At 38.4% G+C, this 22,407-nt stretch carries 26 protein-coding genes and 1 tRNA gene; 8 read left to right on the top strand and 19 right to left on the bottom strand.

The genetic code is table 11. The features are described from left to right. Positions 1 to 16: 16 nt before the first annotated feature. Positions 17 to 991 (bottom strand): AEC family transporter, encoded by a 975-nt coding sequence (locus tag P0N36_RS05525; RefSeq protein WP_275841841.1) that lies wholly within the window; start codon positions 989 to 991, stop codon positions 17 to 19. Between the two features lie 201 nt (positions 992 to 1,192). On the opposite strand from P0N36_RS05525, the gene P0N36_RS05520 reads away from it, so the two are divergent. From P0N36_RS05520 to P0N36_RS05510, 3 genes are all read left to right on the top strand, one after another. Further along, positions 1,193 to 1,981 carry a MerR family transcriptional regulator gene (locus P0N36_RS05520; RefSeq protein ID WP_275841840.1) on the top strand — a complete coding sequence of 263 codons (789 nt, stop codon included), beginning with the start codon at positions 1,193 to 1,195 and terminating at the stop codon, positions 1,979 to 1,981. 145 nt (positions 1,982 to 2,126) lie between these two features. Continuing rightward, a complete protein-coding gene (locus P0N36_RS05515; protein WP_275841839.1) occupies positions 2,127 to 2,861 on the top strand; it encodes an ABC transporter ATP-binding protein in 735 nt (244 codons plus the stop codon). Beyond that, on the top strand, positions 2,848 to 3,591 hold the full coding sequence (locus P0N36_RS05510; RefSeq protein ID WP_275841838.1) for an ABC transporter permease: 744 nt from the start codon (positions 2,848 to 2,850) through the stop codon (positions 3,589 to 3,591). Before P0N36_RS05515 ends, P0N36_RS05510 begins: the two co-directional genes overlap by 14 nt. 124 nt (positions 3,592 to 3,715) lie before the next feature. Here the strand turns inward: P0N36_RS05510 and P0N36_RS05505 are convergent, their stop codons facing one another. The 6 genes from P0N36_RS05505 to P0N36_RS05480 all read right to left on the bottom strand — a co-directional run bounded on the left by P0N36_RS05505 (position 3,716) and on the right by P0N36_RS05480 (position 7,537). Beyond that, the gene (locus P0N36_RS05505) at positions 3,716 to 4,594 is read right to left on the bottom strand and encodes an SDR family oxidoreductase (protein ID WP_275841837.1); all 879 of its coding nucleotides are present in this window, start codon (positions 4,592 to 4,594) and stop codon (positions 3,716 to 3,718) included. A 70-nt stretch (positions 4,595 to 4,664) separates the two neighbouring features. After that, the gene (locus P0N36_RS05500; protein WP_275841836.1) at positions 4,665 to 5,231 is read right to left on the bottom strand and encodes a flavodoxin family protein; all 567 of its coding nucleotides are present in this window, start codon (positions 5,229 to 5,231) and stop codon (positions 4,665 to 4,667) included. Beyond that, complete coding sequence (locus P0N36_RS05495; RefSeq protein WP_275841835.1) at positions 5,228 to 5,380, bottom strand: NAD(P)H-dependent oxidoreductase; 153 nt, start codon at positions 5,378 to 5,380, stop codon at positions 5,228 to 5,230. Before P0N36_RS05495 ends, P0N36_RS05500 begins: the two co-directional genes overlap by 4 nt. Before the next feature lie 47 nt (positions 5,381 to 5,427). Continuing rightward, positions 5,428 to 6,261 carry an EFR1 family ferrodoxin gene (locus tag P0N36_RS05490; protein WP_275841834.1) on the bottom strand — a complete coding sequence of 278 codons (834 nt, stop codon included), beginning with the start codon at positions 6,259 to 6,261 and terminating at the stop codon, positions 5,428 to 5,430. A 137-nt stretch (positions 6,262 to 6,398) separates the two neighbouring features. Next, entirely contained in the window at positions 6,399 to 6,686 is a 288-nt protein-coding gene (locus P0N36_RS05485; protein ID WP_275841833.1) for a hypothetical protein, read from the bottom strand. A 56-nt stretch (positions 6,687 to 6,742) separates the two neighbouring features. Beyond that, positions 6,743 to 7,537, bottom strand: coding sequence for a hypothetical protein (locus P0N36_RS05480; protein WP_275841832.1), 795 nt, complete (start codon positions 7,535 to 7,537; stop codon positions 6,743 to 6,745). Positions 7,538 to 7,780: 243 nt separating this feature from the next. Here P0N36_RS05480 and P0N36_RS05475 point away from each other — a divergent pair, with 243 nt between their 5' ends. The 4 genes from P0N36_RS05475 (at position 7,781) to P0N36_RS05460 (ending at position 10,045) form a co-directional block, all read left to right on the top strand. Beyond that, the gene (locus tag P0N36_RS05475) at positions 7,781 to 8,143 is read left to right on the top strand and encodes a BlaI/MecI/CopY family transcriptional regulator (protein WP_275841831.1); all 363 of its coding nucleotides are present in this window, start codon (positions 7,781 to 7,783) and stop codon (positions 8,141 to 8,143) included. A 2-nt stretch (positions 8,144 to 8,145) separates the two neighbouring features. Further along, positions 8,146 to 9,051, top strand: a complete 906-nt coding sequence (locus tag P0N36_RS05470) for a DUF4825 domain-containing protein (RefSeq protein WP_275841830.1) — start codon at positions 8,146 to 8,148, stop codon at positions 9,049 to 9,051. Between the two features lie 116 nt (positions 9,052 to 9,167). Then, entirely contained in the window at positions 9,168 to 9,623 is a 456-nt protein-coding gene (locus P0N36_RS05465; protein WP_275841829.1) for a MarR family winged helix-turn-helix transcriptional regulator, read from the top strand. Continuing rightward, complete coding sequence (locus tag P0N36_RS05460; RefSeq protein ID WP_275841828.1) at positions 9,620 to 10,045, top strand: flavodoxin domain-containing protein; 426 nt, start codon at positions 9,620 to 9,622, stop codon at positions 10,043 to 10,045. Before P0N36_RS05465 ends, P0N36_RS05460 begins: the two co-directional genes overlap by 4 nt. On the opposite strand, the gene P0N36_RS05455 is transcribed toward P0N36_RS05460, so the two are convergent. The 12 genes from P0N36_RS05455 to P0N36_RS05400 form a co-directional block, all read right to left on the bottom strand. Beyond that, complete coding sequence (locus P0N36_RS05455; RefSeq protein ID WP_275841827.1) at positions 10,042 to 11,067, bottom strand: homocitrate synthase/isopropylmalate synthase family protein; 1,026 nt, start codon at positions 11,065 to 11,067, stop codon at positions 10,042 to 10,044. The two genes, P0N36_RS05460 and P0N36_RS05455, sit on opposite strands and share 4 nt — an antisense overlap. A 15-nt stretch (positions 11,068 to 11,082) precedes the next feature. Next, positions 11,083 to 11,958, bottom strand: a complete 876-nt coding sequence (locus P0N36_RS05450; protein ID WP_275841826.1) for a radical SAM protein — start codon at positions 11,956 to 11,958, stop codon at positions 11,083 to 11,085. 13 nt (positions 11,959 to 11,971) lie between these two features. Further along, positions 11,972 to 13,507, bottom strand: coding sequence for a nitrogenase component 1 (locus P0N36_RS05445; protein ID WP_275841825.1), 1,536 nt, complete (start codon positions 13,505 to 13,507; stop codon positions 11,972 to 11,974). Further along, the gene (gene nifE / locus P0N36_RS05440) at positions 13,504 to 14,940 is read right to left on the bottom strand and encodes a nitrogenase iron-molybdenum cofactor biosynthesis protein NifE (protein WP_275841824.1); all 1,437 of its coding nucleotides are present in this window, start codon (positions 14,938 to 14,940) and stop codon (positions 13,504 to 13,506) included. The genes P0N36_RS05445 and nifE overlap by 4 nt, the downstream gene beginning before the upstream one ends. A 72-nt stretch (positions 14,941 to 15,012) precedes the next feature. Beyond that, entirely contained in the window at positions 15,013 to 16,380 is a 1,368-nt protein-coding gene (gene nifK / locus P0N36_RS05435; RefSeq protein WP_275841823.1) for a nitrogenase molybdenum-iron protein subunit beta, read from the bottom strand. Beyond that, on the bottom strand, positions 16,374 to 17,981 hold the full coding sequence (gene nifD / locus P0N36_RS05430; RefSeq protein ID WP_275841822.1) for a nitrogenase molybdenum-iron protein alpha chain: 1,608 nt from the start codon (positions 17,979 to 17,981) through the stop codon (positions 16,374 to 16,376). Before nifD ends, nifK begins: the two co-directional genes overlap by 7 nt. Before the next feature lie 15 nt (positions 17,982 to 17,996). Next, positions 17,997 to 18,380: a P-II family nitrogen regulator gene (locus P0N36_RS05425; protein WP_275841821.1), complete on the bottom strand. Its 384-nt coding sequence runs from the start codon at positions 18,378 to 18,380 to the stop codon at positions 17,997 to 17,999. 10 nt (positions 18,381 to 18,390) lie between these two features. Then, the gene (locus P0N36_RS05420; RefSeq protein WP_275841820.1) at positions 18,391 to 18,714 is read right to left on the bottom strand and encodes a P-II family nitrogen regulator; all 324 of its coding nucleotides are present in this window, start codon (positions 18,712 to 18,714) and stop codon (positions 18,391 to 18,393) included. Positions 18,715 to 18,858: 144 nt separating this feature from the next. Beyond that, entirely contained in the window at positions 18,859 to 19,680 is an 822-nt protein-coding gene (gene nifH / locus P0N36_RS05415; RefSeq protein WP_275841819.1) for a nitrogenase iron protein, read from the bottom strand. A gap of 579 nt (positions 19,681 to 20,259) precedes the next feature. Further along, positions 20,260 to 20,976 (bottom strand): lipoyl(octanoyl) transferase LipB, encoded by a 717-nt coding sequence (lipB, locus tag P0N36_RS05410; protein WP_275841871.1) that lies wholly within the window; start codon positions 20,974 to 20,976, stop codon positions 20,260 to 20,262. Positions 20,977 to 21,059: 83 nt separating this feature from the next. Beyond that, positions 21,060 to 21,665, bottom strand: coding sequence for a TetR/AcrR family transcriptional regulator (locus P0N36_RS05405; RefSeq protein ID WP_275841818.1), 606 nt, complete (start codon positions 21,663 to 21,665; stop codon positions 21,060 to 21,062). 60 nt (positions 21,666 to 21,725) lie between these two features. Then, entirely contained in the window at positions 21,726 to 22,130 is a 405-nt protein-coding gene (locus tag P0N36_RS05400) for a hypothetical protein (protein ID WP_275841817.1), read from the bottom strand. A gap of 161 nt (positions 22,131 to 22,291) precedes the next feature. Here P0N36_RS05400 and P0N36_RS05395 point away from each other — a divergent pair. Next, positions 22,292 to 22,365: transfer RNA gene (locus tag P0N36_RS05395), tRNA-Lys, on the top strand. The last annotated feature ends 42 nt before the right edge of the window (positions 22,366 to 22,407 follow it).

Genomic DNA, 22,407 nt, shown 5'->3' with positions numbered 1-22,407 from the left:
GGCGTATTTTATATGCTTATATCATGTTTACTATATAGTACAAGATCGGCACAACTATTATTAATAAGCCTGTAGAAAATAACCAACTGGAATTTGCCAAATCCACATCCAACCCATAAATCTGTGGTGGGATGAGGGAATTAAAAGCCGGTGGCATGGCCGATAGTACGATAACCACTTTAAACAATAAGCCGTCATTAATATCTCTAAGTCCCATAAGATAAGCTATCGATACGATGACGATGGGCATGATGATGAATTTTATTGAAGCGATTGCTATGCATTCTTTTAGATAGCTGCCTATGGCGCGTATTTTCATATAAAAACCAACAGAAGTTATTAAAAAAATGGAGGATAAAGGAATTAAGATCTCATTAATATTCTGGTAGATGCCGGGTCTTACATAGCCGGATACATTAAGTACCAGGCCTACTGTAATGCTAATAAAATACACATAGATAAAAGGATCTGTAATGATTCTAAGAAACGGGTTTTTGGTTTTGATATTTAAGTCCTGTTCACCATGTAGCTTTGCTATGGGATAACCAACCATAAAATACAGAATCTCTTCAAACATCTTATACATGGAAACAAAGGCATAGCTGAGTTCGCCAAAGAAGGCAAAACATATAAGTCCGCCAAAGTTACCGAGGTTGGTAAAGGAGCTTGAAACAAACATAGAACCTGTTTGCTTTCTTCCATGTTTCATCTGTTTGGATACCACAAATCCTAGAATCCCACCTATAGTGATGGCGATTACACCTAATATGGGAAGGGCTATAAATCGAATGTTGGTGATCTGAACACCCCAAAAGGCGCCGAGGGTGATAATTGGGTTAATGCCCAGGATTGCGAATTTTTGAATGAATCTAATATATTTTTCAACCGGTACGGAGGCTTTTATAGATTCTGTGTCCACTCTTTTTCTAATACCTTGTCCTAATAATAGGCCGCAGAATATCAGTCCTATTGAATAAACGAATTTCATCATGTCTTTTCTCCATTGTTATTTATTCTTACATATGTTTCTTATATAATGTCACAGACTTCGTAATAAGGCAATACCCATACGGCAGTTGGTCGTGTTGATTGAATCCCTTTGATTGCTGTGATAAAATGGTTATTAAGATTCATCCACTAAAGATTCTACCAAAATATTCTAAATAACCATGATTGCAAAGGCTGTGAATCTATGAAAAAAACATATACCACAAGTGAAGTGGCCCATATAATAGGCGTCCATCCTAATACGGTACGGTTGTATGAAACACTGGCGTTGATTCCAAGCGTCAAGCGTAAGAAAAATGGGTATCGTATCTTTACGGATTTTCATATCGATCAGTTTAAGTTGGCGCGTACGGCTTTTCACATCGAAGTGCTGCAAAACGGACTACGAAAGCAGATGCTTTCTGTTATCAAAGCATCTGCTTCTGGTCGTTTCGATGAAGCCATTGGTTTAACACAAGACTATCTCATTTCCATACAAAATGAAATAGAATATGCTCATGAAGCTACCGAGATTACCCAAGCCCTATTACAAGGCAAACAGAAAACAGTTCCCATAGCACTTAAACGAAAAGAGGTTTCAGAACAACTTAACATCACCATGGACACCCTTAGGAACTGGGAGATGAATGGGCTCCTTACAGTTAAACGCAAAGAAAACAGATATCGTATCTATACCGACGAGGACATCAAGCGGCTTAAGATCATACGGACCCTAAGATGTGCCAACTATTCACTTTCTGCTATTTTGAGAATGATGCATGCCCTCTCCGTCGATAAAAACATCAGTATTAAAGAAGTGCTAAACACACCTGGAGAAACCAAAGATATTATTTCAGTATGTGATCATCTAATCATTTCATTAAAACATGCTAAAAACAATGCAGAAGCAATCCTGATAAGCCTTTATGATATGAAAAATAAATATTCACATCAATTAAATAAAAAAATAAATAACTTCAACCCTCCACTATAACACCAGACTTTTCTTTGGTGTTATTATTTTTATACATGGTTAAGGTGTCAAAACTATGTAGTTGAACTTTCACATAGACTCAAATGTGAATTTAGTGAAACTTTGTTTTGACCCTTTAACCATATATTACCAAGGAGGTATTCAAATGGAAAATGTAATTGAAGTAAGGCAGTTGTCAAAATCTTATGGCGACTTAACAGCGGTTAAGAATCTCAGTCTGTCCGTTAAGGCTGGAAGTGTTTTTGGCTTACTTGGCGCCAACGGTGCTGGGAAAAGCACGACGGTCGAATGTATTTTGGGCACGAAGAAACCGGATACTGGTTCTATCTCCATACTGGATTCAAGCCCGATTCATGATCGAAAAACACTTTTTGAAAAGGTGGGTGTTCAGTTTCAAGAGGCACATTATCAAGAATACATACAAGTAGGAGAACTTTGTGAGGTAACCTCTTCCCTCTACAAAAATCCGGCAGATTATATGGATCTGCTTACACAGTTTGGAATTGCTGACAAAATCAAGTCACCGGTAAAGGAACTCTCCGGTGGTCAAAAACAACGTTTATTCATTGTCTTAGCGCTAATCCCTAATCCTCAAGTTGTGGTACTAGATGAACTTACAACAGGTCTTGATGCTCGGGCCAGACGCGATGTATGGCAGATTCTGCGTAAACTAAAGGATTCTGGGCTTACCATTTTGTTAACCTCCCACTTTATGGATGAAGTGGAAGTACTCTGCGACACCATCTGTATTCTAAGGAAGGGTGAGACCGTATTCTACGGTACTGTCTCAGAAGCCATCGAAAAAAGCCCCTATGAGAAACTGGAAGATGCATACCTTTGGTATAGCGATGAGGAGGATATGACACATGAAGACCTTTAATACAATGTTGAAAACGGAGTTAAAACTATCTCTACGTGGCATGGATATGCTTATCTTTGCCATCTGTATGCCCATCGTGGTACTTGTGATACTTGGCATCATCTATGGAGACAAGCCGGCTTACGATGGTGCGTCTTATACTTTTTTAGAACAATCTTTTGGTGCGATTGTGTCCATTGCCATCAGTGCCGGTGGTGTTATGGGGCTGCCCCTTGTCATCTCCGACTATAGGGGCAAAAAAATACTAAAAAGATTAAAGGTAACACCTGCACAACCTGTTATTATTTTACTGGTACAAATCACCATCTATGGCTTGTATGCTTTGACTTCTCTGGTTCTTCTTTATGTGATTGCCAGTGTTTTTTATGGCTTCAGAATGCAAGGGGATTTTTTGCATTTCCTTCTTGGTTGGTTTTTGGTGTTGGTGTCCATGTTCAGTATCGGTGTCATGGTCGGTGGTCTTGCAAAGAATATCAAGGTTGCGGGTATACTTGCCAGCTTGCTTTACTTCCCAATGCTTATTTTTTCCGGGGCTACTTTACCCTATGAAGTTATGCCAAGTGCCATGCAAAAAGCAGCTGATTTGCTGCCCTTGACTCAGGGAATCAAACTATTAAAAGCGACGTCACTTGGCTTACCGGTAGAAAACGTCTTGCCTTCCATCATTGTCATGGGCGCAATTGCTGGTGTGTGTTCGTTTGTGTCTCTTCGGTTTTTTAAGTGGGAATAGCAACCTAACCGCAGGGACAGTTCTTCCGGTTCGATTACCTTACTCTCATTGAAAAGTGCTACTGCAAATTTTACTGCAGTAGCACTTTTTCTTAAAATGTATATGCCGTTTTCGAATAAAAAACTCATTTATTATTCTTATTTTCTTGCGCAGCAAAATCATTAATATGATCTTTTGCAAAGGCCATAAAGGTTCTGGGGTTCTTTCCTGTGAGTTTATAGAAGTCGTCCGTAACCGCTTTGGCTGTACCCAATCTTGTCATAAAATAAAGGGCAACCGTTACATTCACATACGAGGGGTCTAGACCTCTTTTTTTTATATAGTAATGGCGGTATCCCAGGAAACCGGGCTTTTTATATAGAATCCTTCTCCCTGTTACTTGACTCAGAATCTCTGCAATCTGATAGTAATCTATTGCTTCAGGTCCAGTAATGGTATAGGCTGTATTTTTGTGTTGTTCTGATTCATGTAGCACGGTTGCAATAGCAAGACCTATGTCTTCTGCATCAATAAAACTTGTCTTACTTCTTCCTGCTGGGACAAATATTTCATCCTTCTCTTTGATCTCTGTCGCATGAATACCGGAGATATTCTGCATAAAAAATCCCGGTCTTATGTGCGCAAAAGGAATGCCTAGCTGTTCAATCTGCTTTTCAATTTTATGATGGGGTGGTATTGTATTTTTCTCTACACCCATAAGGGATAAAAAGGATATCAGCTTAATAGAGTGGCTTTTAGCCGCTTCCAAAAATGCATACAGATCTTCTGGCTTACCTAAATGGGGCGGTCTCATCAAAAATATTCGATCCACATCTTTGAGTGCGCCTTCATAAGTGTGGGGCTTTTCAAAATCAAGTTCGACTGTCTCAACAAAATCGCCAAACATCTCTTGAAGCTTGTTTGTACGGGTACCGGCTGCAACTACCGTCTCATTAAGTCTTAATAAAGCCTCTACGACATATTTCCCTACATTCCCTGTGGCGCCTGTTACAAGTACTTTCATCTTGTGGTTTCCTCTCATTTATAATTCCTTTACTATAACTGCATACGCATTTTCCAACTCATCACTTTTATTAGAAGGGACTTTTTTCTCCAAAATACCAACCTTGATCAATCCAATACTGCTTATCTAGAGAACTTTCGTCTGCGTATTTCTTTAGAATGAATCTGCTCATTTTAAACATGAAACTTATGAATAGATAAGGCCTATGCTTTATACCGGAATTCACTTCCGTATAGAACTTCTTCGACTTATTCATGATTTCTTTTTTGATTTTTGATTTTTTATCCAATGCCATATTGTCCCATTCGGTACCAAAAGTTGTAAAGCTATAATTGTACACTCGGTTAACGCCCCAATACTTCAGACTGGTACTGATTGTTTTTATGGCAGCTTTTGATCCGGCTCCAACAGTAGACGTTAGTATAAATGCTTTTTTATTAAACATTTCACTTCTTGCTCTATGTACAATAAAAATATAAGCATAATGATCTAAGAATGATTTCATACAGCCACTTAGAGAAAGAACAAATACCGGCGTTGTAAATATAAGTGCATCCGCGGATACCATCTGATCTAAGACCGGCATCGTATGGGTTGCGTGAGGACAGTATTCCTCTCCCTTTAAAAAACAGTTCATACAACCGTGGCAAAATTCAGGCATATCTTTTGGTAAAAAAAGTCAACAAATTCTACTTCACCTTGTTTTTCCATTTCTTCTTTGAACTGCTTAGTCGCTTTATAGGTATTGCCCTTTCTTGGACTGCCATGGATCACAACTATTTTCATATGTACGCGTCTCCTATTTCTATTTTAATAATACTTTAACCCGCATTTCACTTTATTTGTGCCGCAATGTCCTGGGCACTTATATCCGGATGATGATACCGACCAAGTTTCTTGGTATAATACTTGACGCCAATGGCTTCCTTGGGACAGTAATTAAAACATGCATAGCAAAAATTGCAATAATCATGTACCCACTCCGGCTTATCCTCATTCATCTTTATGCGCTTTGTTACACAGACTTGTTGACATATTCCGCACCCATTGCAAGAGTCATCCACAAGAAATTGTAGCTTGTATTTGGACGGATTACTAATCAGCCACATGATTTGCATCATCCAGTACATCATTCTCCTTGTACCTGATGGTGGCTTCTGTAAAGTCGTTTCTTCTTTGTCGGTTATACCCTTTACTATATTTTCTATCTTAATTTTCATAACACTCAACTTGTGTTCTACTTCTTCAGGTGTAATCTCTAATTCCCAGTTAAGTCGCATTAAGAATTTTGGCGCTATACCTTTTGGTGTATTGTTAAGCATCTCAATCTCATAATAGGTTTTTAAGTCAATCCCTTGCTTTTTCAATATCTTGTTAAGATAAAGACCTGACATTCCGGGGATTCCACCATGTGTTGCGACTGCATAGATATAAGTCATAGAAAGTAAATGGATTTTCTGAATAAAATGAATAACAGCATGAGGTAACGCATTGACATGTATAGGATAAATCAGGCCAATGCTTTCTGTATGTGTGTCAATATAAGTTAGAGCATCTTCTTTTAACATTGGTATCAACACAACATCTGTCATGGCCGAACTGATACTTCTTGCTACTGCCAAGGAATTTCCTGTGCCTGTAAAATAATAAATGATATTTTTTGACATCACACACCCCCAATGAAGTATAATATTAACACTGCAACCCTAACCTCAATTATATCAAAATAATTTACACTTTTGATATAATTGAGGTTAATTTTTGATTAGATTTTCCAAACAAATTACGACTATATGAATCCCTATTATGGCGTATCTGACATCCATGGTTCAAAATCATAATACTCATCATCTGTTATACCATATCTTTTATCAATTTTGACAAATATTTCTTTTGTTTTATCTCTTGTTGATTCGTCGATTATGCCATCATTCGCTTCTACAATCCTTCTGAACTCTTTGACCGACTCTGACATATATGAATCCTCTAACATCTTAACTTCCTCAAAAAGGCTCATTGTTTCATCTGTTAATCGATTGGTTTCATAGCTAAATGTCGGTGTATTATTGACGCCGTATAACAACATGAACATATATTCTTTGTACCTCATAGCTAAAGGTGCCATATCTGGGGAACTTGGATACTCTTCTAGTTTTTTTCAATGTAGTAAGTTCTAGCCGCAAGTGTACTCCCACTGACAATCAAAGCTGCATCTGATGTCATAGGATCTAGAGTATCAAAGGCCAGAATCTCGATTAATGTCGCCATAGTAGCCGTATTATAATTTCTATATTTGGCAAAGACAGTGAAATCCACTAGGTAATATAACATACCTTCTGAACTGGCCACATAATAGCCTTGGTCTTTTGCCGCTTCAACTATTTCTCGAACCTCTTGGTTCATGATTCGTTTTGGGTCCCTGCTTAATTCAATATACTTGTATTGCACCCGATCTGCTTCTTCAAAAAATATGGGGTCATAAGCAATTTTTTCTAGATCCATTGAGTCATCATATATATTGTTATTCATACCGGAAATGGCGTACGCTACAAACTTGTCCCCTTGCTTGGGTGATAATTGCCTAATCCCCTCAAGATATAATTCATATATTTCCTTGGTTGATGCCTTTTCTTTATATAATTGAACCATCCTATTGACAAGTATAGACTGGTCTTCCTCAAATACTGGTGTCTGTGTTAAAGCTTCTTCCGGTATTTGTTCTAGATATGCTTGTATAATTGCCTCGTACTTATTTTTAGTTGGATTTGCTATATCCGCTACCGGCGTTATTGGTTCTTCGACAGGCGTCTCAGATATGGGTATGGGTGTCTTTGGGCTCTCAACACGTGTGCATCCTGTAGATATGAGCATTAACATAACAGACACTATGATTAAGCATTTTGAAGCATGATGTATCGTACTTAATATTCTTTTATTTATCACGTTACAACCCTCCCCTTCACAGTTAAACTATCAAACCCTCGGTTGATACCTCATAAAATAAACTTTATAAATGCATTTTACATCAATGATTTTTACTATACAACACAATATTCTTCTCAAAATAGACTTAAAGCTTATCGTTCTTTATTACTATTATTACAGTTTCAAGAAGTATGTTGACATCTTAGTCTAATGCTATTAGACTGTAGTTAGTCTACAATCATACGACAAGGAGAATTCATTATGAATAAATATAAACTAGGTGAGATGGAACAGCGATTTGCTGATTTGATTTGGCTTCATGAACCCATCCAGTCACGTCAACTTTCCGAGATATGTACTGAAGTATTTGATTGGAAACGCACGACAACTTACACCATGCTGAAGCGCTTATGTGATCGGGGTATTTTTCAGAATAGTAACGGAATAGTCCGTTCTTTAATGTCAAAAAATGAGTTTGGGGCACTACAAGGGGAGCAATTTATTGAGACTTCATTTGATGGCTCATTGCCTCAATTTTTAGCCGCCTTTACCCGCCATAAAAAATTAAGAAAAAAAGAAATTCTTGAAATCCAACAACTTATTGATGAGCACAAGGAGGTATAGCCATGTTTGTAAAATTACCGACTTTCTGGGGTCTTATGGTTACAACACTGGTTATCATCGTCATCGGAATTGGGTTAATAACGAACCCCATCAATCATGTTGATTTGTTGAATGCGGATTCCATATATTTGAGTGAAGATCACCTAAGTAGAGTGACCGCTTGGTCGATGATTAGTGAAGGTCAGAAATCAACATTTGGTGCATCAAGTGTGCCTGATTTTGTAGAATTTATCGAAACTCTACAAGTACACAAGTCAGAGGTTTCTAAAAGTCGAAGTGGTGGTCGTGATGCTTCCAACCGAATTCAAATGGTTTTTAATGGCTTTTACGATGAAAGCCCCATGAACATATACTTCAACTTCAATTCAGACTATACTGAAATATGGGTTGATAATGACATAAAGCCCAGTTTTTCCTACAAAATCACTAATCCATCCGCTGTCAAATCTTTTTTTGACAATCACTTATCCACTGCCGCATATTCTGTTAAAGTTGTCTCTACAAACGAATTATGGCATGCTCGCATACCCTATGTCGGCGATAATTCCGGTGTAAGTCAACTCCTTAACTTGATGCCTATCCCCTCAAGTCTTAGTCACAGCAGTATACAACTCTATACAAAAGAGGATGAACGAGGCTTAGAATGGCTATTAGATGGCGCCCAAAACACGAGCTATGATGATGCTGAAATACAGCAAATAGCTGTGTTGCTCTTTGCCCTAATTGAAAACTTAGAAGACTTCTATGTGACAATAACTTCGCCTTCAGGAGAAATCACCAAGTTGCAGTATGATATCACTTGGGCAAATCAATTATTGGAGACTGATGTAAAAAGCTATGGTCAAAGTGTAGAGAAGATACAAGCACTTATTAATCTAAGTGTTCATAAGACCAGTAATCTAAAATAGACCCTTTTAGATTTTGAATGATATCGTGATACATTATGTTAAATACGAGTTGACAAAATTAAATAAAGGTAATATAATACCTTTATTAGGTAATATATTACTCAAAGGAGACTTCCATGTATGATTTAGAGAATATGGATCCACGCTATCTTGTTTTCGGCAATATTTTTCTACTGTCTAATCGGCTACAGAATGTGATGGATCAAAATGCTACAGACTTAACGGCTAAACAATGGTTTGTTCTCATGATGCTTGGTATGTTTGATGATCCACCTACGTTAAAAGAACTTGCCGCAATGTGTGACAGCTCCCACCAAAATATTAAGCAGTTGGTTCTAAAGCTAGAAAAAAAAGGCTTTGTACGTATTGAGAAGGATCTCAAAGACCGTCGTGCCTTACGCATTGCTGCTACACCTAAGTGTCAGGAATGGGAAGAAGAAAATCGTTCTTATACCCAGAATTTTGTAAACACCATGTTTGGCACCCTAACAAAAGAAGAAATCGCAACACTTAACCTAGCACAGCAAAAGATCTATACGACGCTTTCTACTATGAAGGAGGAAGAATTATGAAAACTCAAGTACTATATGCAACCATGACCGGACACAGCAAAAAGATTGCCCACGCAATCGCAAAAAATTTGGATACCAAAGCCCATGATTTGAAGGATGACCCTATCATACCTAACTGTGATTTGCTACTCATCGTCAGTGGTATCTATAGTGGTGAAGCTAAGCCTGAACTTCTAAATTATGTAAAAAATCTATCCCCAACGCTTATAAAAAAAGTCGCCCTTATCACCTCGTCCACAAGAAATAGTGCACAAGGCTCTCTTCGTCAGACATTAGTGGACACCGGCATCAACGTTGAACCTGAGGAATATCTATGCCAAGGTGGCTTTTTATTCAAAGCTATGGGCCATCCCAACAAAGATGAGATTGAAGGGGCCGTTGTCTTTGCGCAAAAATTAGTTAAGGAACCTGTTCTCTCTTAATTTATTCGTTTATATTTACCAAAGTGCTTGCCCATGATCATTTGATGCTCTCTACCCAAAATGGCCGGATCAAGATACGTATAGTTGCGACGGTCTTTTATAAGCCCGTCCACATGTATACCTGCCTCATGAGAAAAAACCATGTCCCCTACGATAGGTTTGCTGACTTGAAGGGTTCGACCAGAATACAGTTCAACAAGCTTTGAGACTTCCATCATCTTTTTCATATCTATAGAAGTAACAGATCTTTCCATATGACTCAGTGCCACAACAATTTCCTCAAGTGGTGTATTTCCGGCTCTTTCTCCAAGGCCGTTTACGCTACAGCTTATAATTCTTGCACCTGCTTTGAAAGCTCCTAGTGCATTGGCCGTACCTAGCCCAAAGTCATTGTGACCATGAAAATCTATCCCTAGCGTCTGGGATAATACGCTAGGTGTTATATTAAAATGTTGTGCCAATCTCTTGGTAAGTTGTTGTATTCTCTCATAAGCTGAAAATGGATCCAGCACACTTAAGGTATCTGCATAGCGTATGCGCTTAACACCATAGGATATGGCAATGGTATAGATATGAGCCAAGAATACTTCATCTGCCCTAGACGCATCTTCTGCACCGATTGAGACTTCAAGTTCATGTGACCGTGCAAAATCCAGTACTTTTTTATAGGCAGTTATAAGTTCTGTTCGGGTTGTTCTGAGTTTGTGCCTAATCTGTATATCCGATACAGGAACAGATATGTGTGCGTGTGTCGCACCTGTAACCCGTGTTGCTTCAATGTCTTTGATACACATTCGATTCCATGTCAGAATATCTGCGCGCAGATTGGCTGACAGCATCTCGTAGATGACTTTCTGTTCTGACTTACCCATGACAGGAATGCCTGCTTCAATCATATCGACACCAAGACCATCTAATTTTTTTGCGATGGTCATTTTTTCTTTATGGCTAAAAGCAACACCAGCTGATTGTTCCCCATCTCTTAAGGTTGTGTCGATAATTATTAATCTATTTTCTATCATAGTTTTGTCTCCTACTTAACTTACACTGCGACATCCGCCAATTTTACCGACTGCGTCTGCCCTACATTGGTTACAGTGTAGCATCTGTGGTAATGTGCCCATATTATCTAGCCTTACTTGAGTGATTTCTTCTTTTGTTGCTTGCTCAAGGACTTCAAAAGGTGTATCAGCGACAGGTATATGACCCATAATGTTGGTAACACTGGCGCCCATAGCCTCCGCTTTTTCTACGATTTTATCTATGTGGTCATCGTTGATGCCTTTGAGATAAACAATATTAACTTTTGTCAAAACATCCTTGTCTTCTAAGTAAGCAACGCCTGCCCATTGTTCTTTTAAAAGAAGTCTCGCCCCTTCAACACCAAAATATTTCTTACCATCGTAGCGTATGTATTTGTAGATCTTGGCTGCAACATCTTCATAGACGGTATTGATGGTTACAGTAATATGTGTCACGCCCAGTTCGATCAGCTGGTCTGCATATTTCCTCAGTTTTAAACCATTGGTAGATAAGCAAAAGACAACATCTTGATCATAGGCCCTTATATAACGAAGTGTTTCTTTTGTATTCTCCCAATTGGCCAGTGCATCACCAGGTCCGGCGATACCCACCACAGATAGGTTGGGCATCTTCTTTTTGATTTCTATATATTTGTGTAGTGCTTCTTTGGGTGTTAATATGTCCGAGGTAACGCCGGGACGACTTTCATTGTTACAGTCATACTTACGATGACAATAATTACATTGAATGTTGCATTTGGGGGCTACCGGTAAGTGCATACGTGCAAAATCATGAGCTTTTGCTGTAAAACACGGATGCTTCTCGTTCTTATCTATTGTTATATCTGAGTTATGGTCCTTTAATCTTATGGTGCCTAAGAGATTCTTCATAAATCTACCTCCTTTATCTTACCGCTTCATCGGCTTGTATGGGTTTATGGCTTTCTTTTTTGGGATAGTAAGTCTGATACATCCGGTCACGATAGCCTTTATGTTTTTGATCTAATAAATGGTTGGTAATCTCATCTAAGAATATTAGGGAACCCTTATACCCCATTAGATTTTTTCGCTGTGCGCCTACATGATCATGTACCGGGAATCCCACTCGAATAAAATCAACATGGTCTTTTTCCCATATAAATTTCCCATCTGAGGGTCCCATCATGAGGTTGACACCTTCTTGTTGAATGACTTCACGAATGGTCTCATAATCCGTGTCTTGAAGTATCTCAGCTTTTTGATGATACTGATCCAGTTTGGATTCTAGCTGTTCCTTAAACCGTTTGCTCATAGAGCCAGTTGCTGCAAGCTTTAGATGCATACCGTTTTCAAGAACAAGACCGGCTATGCCCATCACTAAGTTCATATCTCCAAATACAGCTATGTCACCTGTTGCGCTGTGCTTATGGGCATCAATCATACCATCCATCAAACGACCACGTTCAACTTCAAGGGCTTTTGGAATGTCTGTATCCAAAACTTCTGCCAGTGCATGAACTAAACAATCGGTGTTGTTTATACCTATGGGTAGTGGCAGACGATAGGCTTTTACACCAAACTCTTCTTCCAAGAACAAAGCCGGGGAATGGTTGGGCCCAACGAGGTCACCAAGCTCTATGGTTGCCTTTGCATAGATTACTTTTTTTAGTTCCTCTCTTGATATACCTTCCTCTGATAGCTTGTTATAATGATTGGTAAAAGGGGCATCCAGTGCATCCGAAATATCCGGTATGAATATTGCCTTTACGCCAAATAGCTCAACCATACGTTTGATTTCTCTAACATCTTCACATGTGGCATCGGAGAGGATGATGTTTATAAATGGTTCTAGTGGTTCTAATGCTTCTTCCAGTACTTTTCCAACATGCACCGGTTTCTTAACAAAATAGGCCATCAATGCTTTTATGGTGTCAAAATAACCTTCGGTTTGGGAGCCGCCATACCCAGGTGTCGGTATTGGTATAATATCAATCCCCTCAAATTCTCCCGTATCTCTGACTTCTCTTACGATACGTTCAATGTCATCGCCTATGGTCTCTGCCAAGCAAGTGGTTAATACACCAACCACTTCCGGTTGATACATATTCACAAGATTGCGAAAACCAATCTTCAGATTCTTAGAACCGCCATAGACCGTCCCTTCCTCTGAAAGAGAGGACGATGCTATATCAATAGGTTCATTATAATGGGCAGCCATATGCCTTCTTATGTAAGTGGAACATCCTTGAGATCCGTGAATAATGGTCATGGCATTCTTAACACCTTTTAGCGCCAAGGCACCGCCCATAGGCATACACATCTTACATGGGTTCACTTGCATATTTACATAGTTTCTATCCTTGTTTCTATCCTTGGCATCATCTCTATGAATTTCTGTCATTAATGCTTTTACAGCTTTTATCGTCACATTGTCTGTGTTAGGTTCTATCACTTTTATCATAGGACGCCTCCTTCTATAGTGAGATCTATAACATCAAATGGCTTCACTTTATTGGCTTGCTTAGTTTTAGTTTCATTATGAGTCTTGAATGTTTTCACAATATCCCAAACCGGTGAATTAACGGTAGCATCCACTTCCATTGCAAAATTAAGTGCCCCTTCAAAACCACACAAGGGATGCTTTCTCTCATGGTTGTGATCGATGAAGGAAACACCCAGCTTATAAGCCAGCGGTCTTTCCTTAACGCCACCTACCAATATATGAGCGCCTGCTTCTTTAATAAAATGTTCCAGTTCAGTCGGGTTGGTATCATCTAAGATTACTGTCCCTTCCCCTGTTAGTTTTCTAAATTGCTCATATTCTTCTTTTGAGCCTGTTTGTGTCCCTACCAGTACCGTCTGGATGCCTAAATCCGAAAATTGTTCTATAAGTGATATGGCTTTAAAACCACCGCCAACATACAGTGCGACTTTTTTGCCGATTAATTTTCTTTTATAAGCTTCTACCATAGGTTGATAATAGGCCTCTTTTTGGGCCACCAATGTTTCAAATCGTTTTAGATGTTCCTCTGTTCCTATAGAAAACACGATTTTTCTAAGAGATCTAATGGTATCCTTGATGCCGAAAAATCTTATATTCTCAAAAGGAATGTCATAATTCATTTTCATTTGTTTGGCTAAATAGGTCATGGAGCCGGCACATTGGACTACATTCAAAGTTGCTGATTTCGCCGCTCTTAGTGACTCTATGGTTGCATCGCCTGTTATGACTGTTTTAAGTTCTAGTCCTATAGTTTCAAGGTAATCTCTTATAATCCATGCCTCCGCTGCCAAGTTAAAATCCCCTAAGAAATTCAGACTATGGGGTGTTTTGACTTCTGCTTTTTCAGGTCCCATTAAGTCTAATATGGCATGACAAGCAGCTTTATAACCGTCTTTTTTGCTTCCAGAAAATCCGGATGAGTGAACGGGGATGACCCGAATACCATGTTTAATCTCTGCTTTTTTTGCTATGGCTTTGACATCATCTCCAATGACACCTACCACACAAGTGGAGTAAATGAATACTGCCTTCGGCTTTTCTCGAATCACAATCTCATCAATGGCTGCTATCAGCTTTTTCTCACCACCAAAAATAATGTCATGTTCTCTTAAATCTGTAGAAAAACTGGTACGAAACAACTCACTATCTGAGCTTAAACTGCCTCTAATATCCCATGTATATGAAGCACATCCTATTGGTCCATGAACGATATGGGCAGCGTCTGTAATCGGGTTCAAAACCACCCTAGCACCACAATAAACACAAGCCCTCTGGCTGACAACCCCTGAAACCGAATGGGTATCACAAGCGATGGCCTGATTTTTCTGTTTGTCGTTGACCAGCACTTGGTTTTCTCTATGATCTACAATGATTGTTGATTTCTGATTCATATGGCGCCTCCTTATCTTCATGGTTTAATTTATTGGGTGATTTCTATTTGAAATCACCCAATGTTTTAGTGCTTACATAACCAGTTCAAAATCTTCTTCTTCGCATGTCTGATCGTAGTGATCCAATAAGGCTGTTGTTATTTTTTCTATGATTCTTAGTGCACCTTTATAACCAACAACCGGGAAGTAACTGTGGCCGACTCGGTCAAGAATGGGCCATCCCATACGCACAAGCGGCACTTGTTCTGCACGTGCTATGTATTTACCATAGGTATTCCCAATAATTAGATCTACAGGTGAGGCTTTTATCAATTGATGGAAGGTAAATAAATCTTCTTCGATCATCACCTGACTCTCTGCAAGTCCCGCTTGGTCAAACATATCTTGAATCTCTGCCACAAATGCCTTACCGGGTGTGCCTGTCAGCACAAGGGTGGGAATCATGCCAAGATCAATAACAAATTCTGTCATGGCAATCAAGATATCCGGATCTCCGAAGAGAGCAACTTTTTTACCATGATAATGATTGTGAACATCCACCATAACGTCTACCAATTGGCCCCGCTCAAACTCTAATGAAGCATCCATATTTCCACCGTTTAATTCCAGTAGTTTCATAATGAAAGCATCTGTTGCTTTGATACCGATTGGTTCTTTCATGATATAGGGGACGACTTCACATTTTTTCTCAAGTTCATAAGCTGCTGCTTCAGATGAGAAGCTACCAAGGGCTACGGTTGCAATGGCATTGCCTGCTCTTCTGATTTCCTTAATGGTGGTTCCACCCTCCGGATACATGCTATAGTTACCTGTGTTGGGTGTTGCGACAACATTACTTGTATCCGGGAACATTGTAAAAGGAACGTTTAACAATGTGGCTATTCTCTTAATCTCCATCATGTCACTGGGTTCTACATAGCCCGGTAAGATGTTAATGCCTTTTGCTTTTTTGCCTTCTTTTTTCTCAGATACATGGGTGACCATGGCTTTACACATATTGGAAAAGCCTGTCACATGAGACCCTGCATAACTTGGTGTGTTGGCAAAGATTACTGTTTTCCCTTCGGGAACATCCGTGGATTTGATAATCTCACCTACGTCGTCTCCGATCGTCTCCGATAAACAGGTTGTATTGACTGCGACCACATCCGGATTATATATATGAAAAACATTTTCAAGACCTTTCTTTAGGTTGGATTTACCTCCGAATACACAGGCACCTTCTGTAAATGAACTGGTTGATGCTACTATTGGATCTCTATAGTGCCTCGTTAAATGCATACGATGATAAGAACAACAGCCTTGTGATCCATGACTATGGGGCAAGCATTTGTGAATACCTAGAGCAGCGTACATAGCACCTATTGGTTGACATGTTTTTGCCGGGTTGATTTTTAGACCTGTTCTTTTTTTATATAAACCTTTGGTTTCATCTAACATACTTGTTCAACTCCTTCCACTTTGCCACTTAGCAATGGCTCTTTATACCATGGTGCCGTTATGTATTTCCATGCAGGCGTTAATATCCCTGCTGCAACGTCTCTTGAAAAATTAACAGCGCCTTGGTACCCTGCATAAGGTCCGGAATAATCATAGGAATGCATTTGCTTCGCATAAACACCCATTTTTTGTACCATGTACTTATCTTTGATCCCTGATCCAAAGAACTCAGGCTTTAAGATTTTTATGATTTGTTCCGTTTCAATATGATTCAAGTCATCAATAACTAAGGTGCCATCTTTCATCTCTGACAACAAGCCATCATAGGATGCCCATGGAATCTCTTTTTTAAGTTGCTCTGCTCTTGAAGCCGGTATTCTGAGCGAGTATTTTTTCTCATCTTTTTCTACATGAATTTCTTCAATGTTACGACTGTCTGCGTCTACTTTAATATATGGTATAACATCTCTACCTTCGTAATCATCTCGGTGCCCAAATTCATATCCGGCCACGATTGTCTCAATACCAATCTCTCTGAGTAAGCCTTGATAATGGTGGGCCCTAGAACCACCTACAAAAAGAACCGCTGTTTTTCCGTCTAGCAATGCTTTGTAGCCTGCCATTTCTTCTTCAATACTGGTAGTTTCTTCAGCTATAACCGCTTCTGTTCTAGCTGTTAGTGCCGGATCATCAAAATATTTGGCCATATCTCGGAGTGCTTTTGAAAAACCTTCGACGCCGATAAAGTTAACCTTGATCCATGGCAGTCCGTATTTGGTTTCAACCATTTCTGCCACATAGTTAATGGATCTATGACATTGTATAACGTTCAAATCCGCTTTGTGTGCGTTGGCAATTTCATCAATGGCACCGTTACCTGTCATGGTTGATATAATGTTATAGCCTATTTTTGTAAGTACTCTGGCAATCTCCCACTCATCTCCACCTATGTTGTATTCACCAAGTAAGTTGATGGAAAATTCCTTTGCCGGTGTGTCGATTGTACCTATAACATCTGTCATTAACTTATTGTTAGCGATATGATGACCTGCGGATTGACTCACACCTTTATAACCTTCACAGCTAAAGGCTAAGATCTTCAATCCATGCTCTTTGGACTTATCTCTTGCTATAGCATGAATATCATCACCAATTAGTCCTACCGGACAGGTTGCAGATATGGATATTGCTTTGGGATGAAACAGTTCTACGGCTTCATCAATGGCTGCTCTAAGCTTCTTCTCACCACCAAACACAATGTCACTTTCCTGCATATCTGTTGTAAATGCATATTCTAAGAAATTCTGGCCACCTTCTCTTGCTTTTCCCTTGTTACGCCTTGTACCCCATGCATAATAGGAACAGCCAACGGGGCCGTGTACAATATGAACCATATCTACGATTGGGCCAATAACAACACCTTTACAACCTGCATAAGCACAACCTCTATTGGTGATGATTCCAGGTATCGCTCGTGTATTTGCTGCTATTTCTTGTTTTACTGATGCATCTTTTATGACCATATGACTTTTTCTATTCTTCATAACTTTAGCAGGGTATATGTCTAATACCTTATCTACCAATTTTTTTGATTCTGACATGGATTTCACTCCTTTCTAAAGTGCAAGTGCGCCAACTTCATCTGTTCTGATTCGAATAACATCACTTATATGAGAAACAAAAATACGCCCATCACCCATATTCCCTGTTTGATTCGTTTCGATTATTATGTCTACGATCTTTTGTACCTCTGAATCCTCAACAATCATTGTTAAAAGTCTTTTTGCAATCAGTCGATAGTTCTCTGATATTGCTTCTATAACGGCCGGCTCTTCAACAGGTAATCCGTCAATTAAATCTTCAATAAGTGCAAAATTCACTTTCTTTTTCCCCCGTCCATAAACCTTACGACAGGTGATTGAAGGAAATCCAGCCTCTGAAAGTGCTTTTTTTGTGTCGTTGATCATATTCATTCTTATGACTGCCATAACTTCTTTCATACGCTACCTCCTATAGTCCTGATGTGCCACTGCTGATTGTGTACGCTTCTTCCATTTCTGATACAAAAATCTTACCATCACCATAGGTACCATCGCCTGTTCTTGCACTTTTTGAGATGATTCTGATGATTTCATCCACTGCCTGATCTTCTACCACCATCATGAGTAGCTCTTTAGGTAACTCATCGTAATGAATGTTACCCACTTTGACACCTCTTTGTTTTCCACGTCCAACTACATCTATCTTTGTAACCGCCGGATATCCGGCATCACTTAATTCGTCTAACACAAAACCTGCTTTTTCCGGTCTGACAATTGCTCTGATCATTTTCATCGTTATAGCCTCCTTAGATTCGTTTTACACATTAAGATTAATTTGATATACTATAAATGAGCACTGCTCACAGATGGCTTTAGCCATCCAATTGATAAAGGGAAATAAATTCTATGCTTGCCGGCTGGATTTATTTCTCTTTTCTTATACGCCGAGTAAACCATGTTCCATAAGTATTTCTTCAAGTCGTTCTTGTGACATGGGTTTTGGAATTACAAACATCTTATTTTCATCAATGGCTCTTGCCAGAACTCTATATTCTTCTGCTTGAGCATGGGTTGGATCATGGTCAATAACTGTTTTTTTATTAATTTCAGCATGTTGCACCATATTGTCTCTGGGTACAAAATGAATAAGTTGTGTTCCAAGTTCTTTGGCAAAGGCTGTTAACATTTCAAGTTCATTGTCTACTTTTCTAGAGTTACATATAATACCGCCCAGTCTCGTTCCACCTGAGTCTGCAAATTTTAATATACCTTTTGCTATATTATTAGCCGCATACATCGCCATCATCTCGCCAGATGCAACAATATATATTTCTTCTGCTTTACCTTCTCTAATCGGCATTGCAAACCCACCACATACAACGTCCCCCAGTACATCGTAAAACACATAATCCAGATCATCTTCATAGGCCCCTAATTGCTCAAGCATATTAATTGAAGTGATAATACCACGTCCGGCACATCCAACACCAGGCTCCGGTCCTCCAGATTCAACGCATCTAATACCGCCATACCCTGGTTTTAATATGTTTTCTAGTTCAATATCTTCCCCTTCTTCTCTTAAAGTATCCAGCACGGTTTGTTGTGCTAGACCGTTAAGAATGAGTCTAGTTGAATCTGCTTTGGGATCACAACCCACAATCATAATCTCTTTTCCCATTTCTGCCAATGCTGCTGTTAAGTTTTGTGTTGTGGTAGATTTACCAATACCACCTTTTCCATAAATCGCTATTTGTCTCATAATAGTCACCCTTTCATTTCTTGTTTAAAATTGGATTGATTCGTAAGTTTCATTACTACATTAGGATTCGGTATTAACCTCTTTTTCTATTATGCAACAACTATAAATCAGTTCCTGTAACGCACAATAGAGCCTTAGACCATCTTACCAATCACTTGGTAGGATGTTCCAAGACTCTATTGTCTTAAGTGTTATAACCGTTTAAACTGATTTAATAATGATAGGATGTCTTACGCTTTTTTGGGGAAAATATTTGTAAGTCATCGGTAGGTCATCTTTGTCGTTGATATAATATTTGTATAATCTACCATAGTTTTCCATCAATTTCAAGCATTATTATTTATTGCAAGAATTCTTTCATGCTGAAAACAGGAAGTAATTGTTACTTAGCTAGATGTTTTTTCTCTTCTTTTGACAAATCTACGGATAGTGATAGTCCTTATCAACTGTCATTGTGTATTATCCCATATATTTGTTATTTTAATTGTCTTACATGGTTTATAATGACTAATTTTTTTATTTATAAAATTTTTTAATTTAGATGTTTGGTTAAGGCGTCAAAACTATATAGTTGAACTTTCACATGTTATCCAAAAGCAGTTTTTCAATGCTTGCTAAAAACTCTTGTTTATCCATATTGTGTGTCTTTACTTTAAATATTTCGGAAAAATAATGGATGATCCATTCCCTTATCTGATTCTCGTCTTCTGCTCTACCGATTATTTGTTGTAAAGAAGTAACACCTTTTTCCTTTATCCCGCAAGGAATAATCCAATCAAATTCGTACATTTTTGTATTCACATTAAAGGCAAAACCATGCATGCTGACCCATCTTTTAATCTCAAAACCTACGGCTGTTATTTTATTGTCTTCCACCCAAACACCCGGATGAAGCGAATCTCTATTTGCTACTATATTATAGTGGTCATTTAACAATCTAATAAATATTTCTTCAATACTCCTGACAAAGCTTCGAATGTTCTTACCATGGTTTTTTAAGTCTATAATAGGGTACCCTACAATCTGGCCCGGTCCATGATAGGTGACATCACCACCTCGTCTAATTTCATAGACAGGTACATGCATATCTTTTAGGAAATGATTCGTAACAAGAATATGATCTCTTGCCCCTCGTATACCTGATGTAATCACAGAATCATGTTCAACCAATAATAAAGTATCGCTAATAAGATTTTTCTGACGTAATCCTAGTGCCATCTTCTGCAGATCATACACTTTTTTATAATCCATCAACCCAAGGTGAACAATTTGAACCTCCATATGAATAACCTCCATCTCATCAATACTTTTTTTACGATAAAGCATCTTATTAGGAACAAATCAAAAATGAATTTCAATTATAGATGACTTTTATTTATCTAAGACTTTATCATGCCTAATTCTAAAACATCACATATTCTTTCTATGATTTCTTTATAACTCACCCCTTCAATCATAAGGATGGCTTCTACGTTCATTATAACTGCGGTAAAGAGATGTGCGCCCATATTTACATCAAGATCTTCTCTAAAGACGCCTCGATCCACAAAACTTTGTATGATTTTCTTAAATAAATTCACGGTCTGTGGTGTAAGCTCTTTTAATATATCCTGCTTAACTTCTTGGGGGCATTCCTTCAGAAAACGTTCTTTTAAATTCTTCATCATTATGTCTTGTTCTTCAAATCGTTCCCCACTCAATACCAGTTTTACTATTAACTCTAGAAACGTTATGTGGGTATTGTCTCTTATTTCCTCAAGAAGCATGTCACTTTTCTTAAGACCAAGATCTTGAAAGATATATTTATATAAATCATCTTTATTTTCAAAGTATTGATAGAAGCTGCCTTTTGGAATATCAGCATGCGCCACTATAGAATCCACCGTAACTTCATTATAGTGTTTTTTTGTATAGGCTACTTTAGCACCTTCTATGATTCTATCCCTTTTTTCAGGCGAAAGATTTAAAAACGTTGATTTTGGCATTTTTTTCTCCTAACGAATATCAAGTCGAACAAGCTAAAAGTGTCAGACTAAGTTTTCTACCTAGTAAACAAATATACCCAAAACTATAAATACGAGTGACAATACAAATACTATTGAATTAAGGAGCATCTTCTTTTCAGGGTTATTCAGTGTATTTGATGCAAATACTCTAAATTGATCGTAGTTAAATGTTAGTATGGCAATCTTGACTAAGGTTAATGTTGTTAGCATGGCTATAATCCAACTGTAAGCAACCTCCAGATTAAATACTTGATACCATGTAAAAACGACTACGATTACACTTATTATAGATATCACTATAACCCAGATAGGTTTCTTCTGTGTGTAGGCACGTTCCATCTCCCACCTGTTCCACCGTTCTCCAAATACAATCATTAAAATTCTTGTAACAATTCCAACAAAAGCCCATCCAAAACACAAATAGCTAAAATAATTATATGCCATAACCATTCTCCTTTTTCATGATATGACTTTTAGTCATATGACTTATAGTCATATCATATACCTATTTGATTTATTTGTCAACCGGAGTTGATTAGACCAAAAATCCATATTGACAAACAAAATAGACAGGGCTAACATATGAGTTGATAACTTATATGTTAGCGCCATTAGCTCAGATGGCTAGAGCATCGGACTCTTAATCCGGGTGTCCAGGGTTCGAATCCCTGATGGCGCATATACATTCTTAATACTTTCTTCACCTGTTAAACAAATAAAG

It is taken from the genome of Petrocella sp. FN5, from assembly GCF_029210395.1.
Taxonomy (GTDB): domain Bacteria; phylum Bacillota; class Clostridia; order Lachnospirales; family Vallitaleaceae; genus Petrocella.
This window is presented reverse-complemented; position numbering and strand designations above follow the sequence as displayed.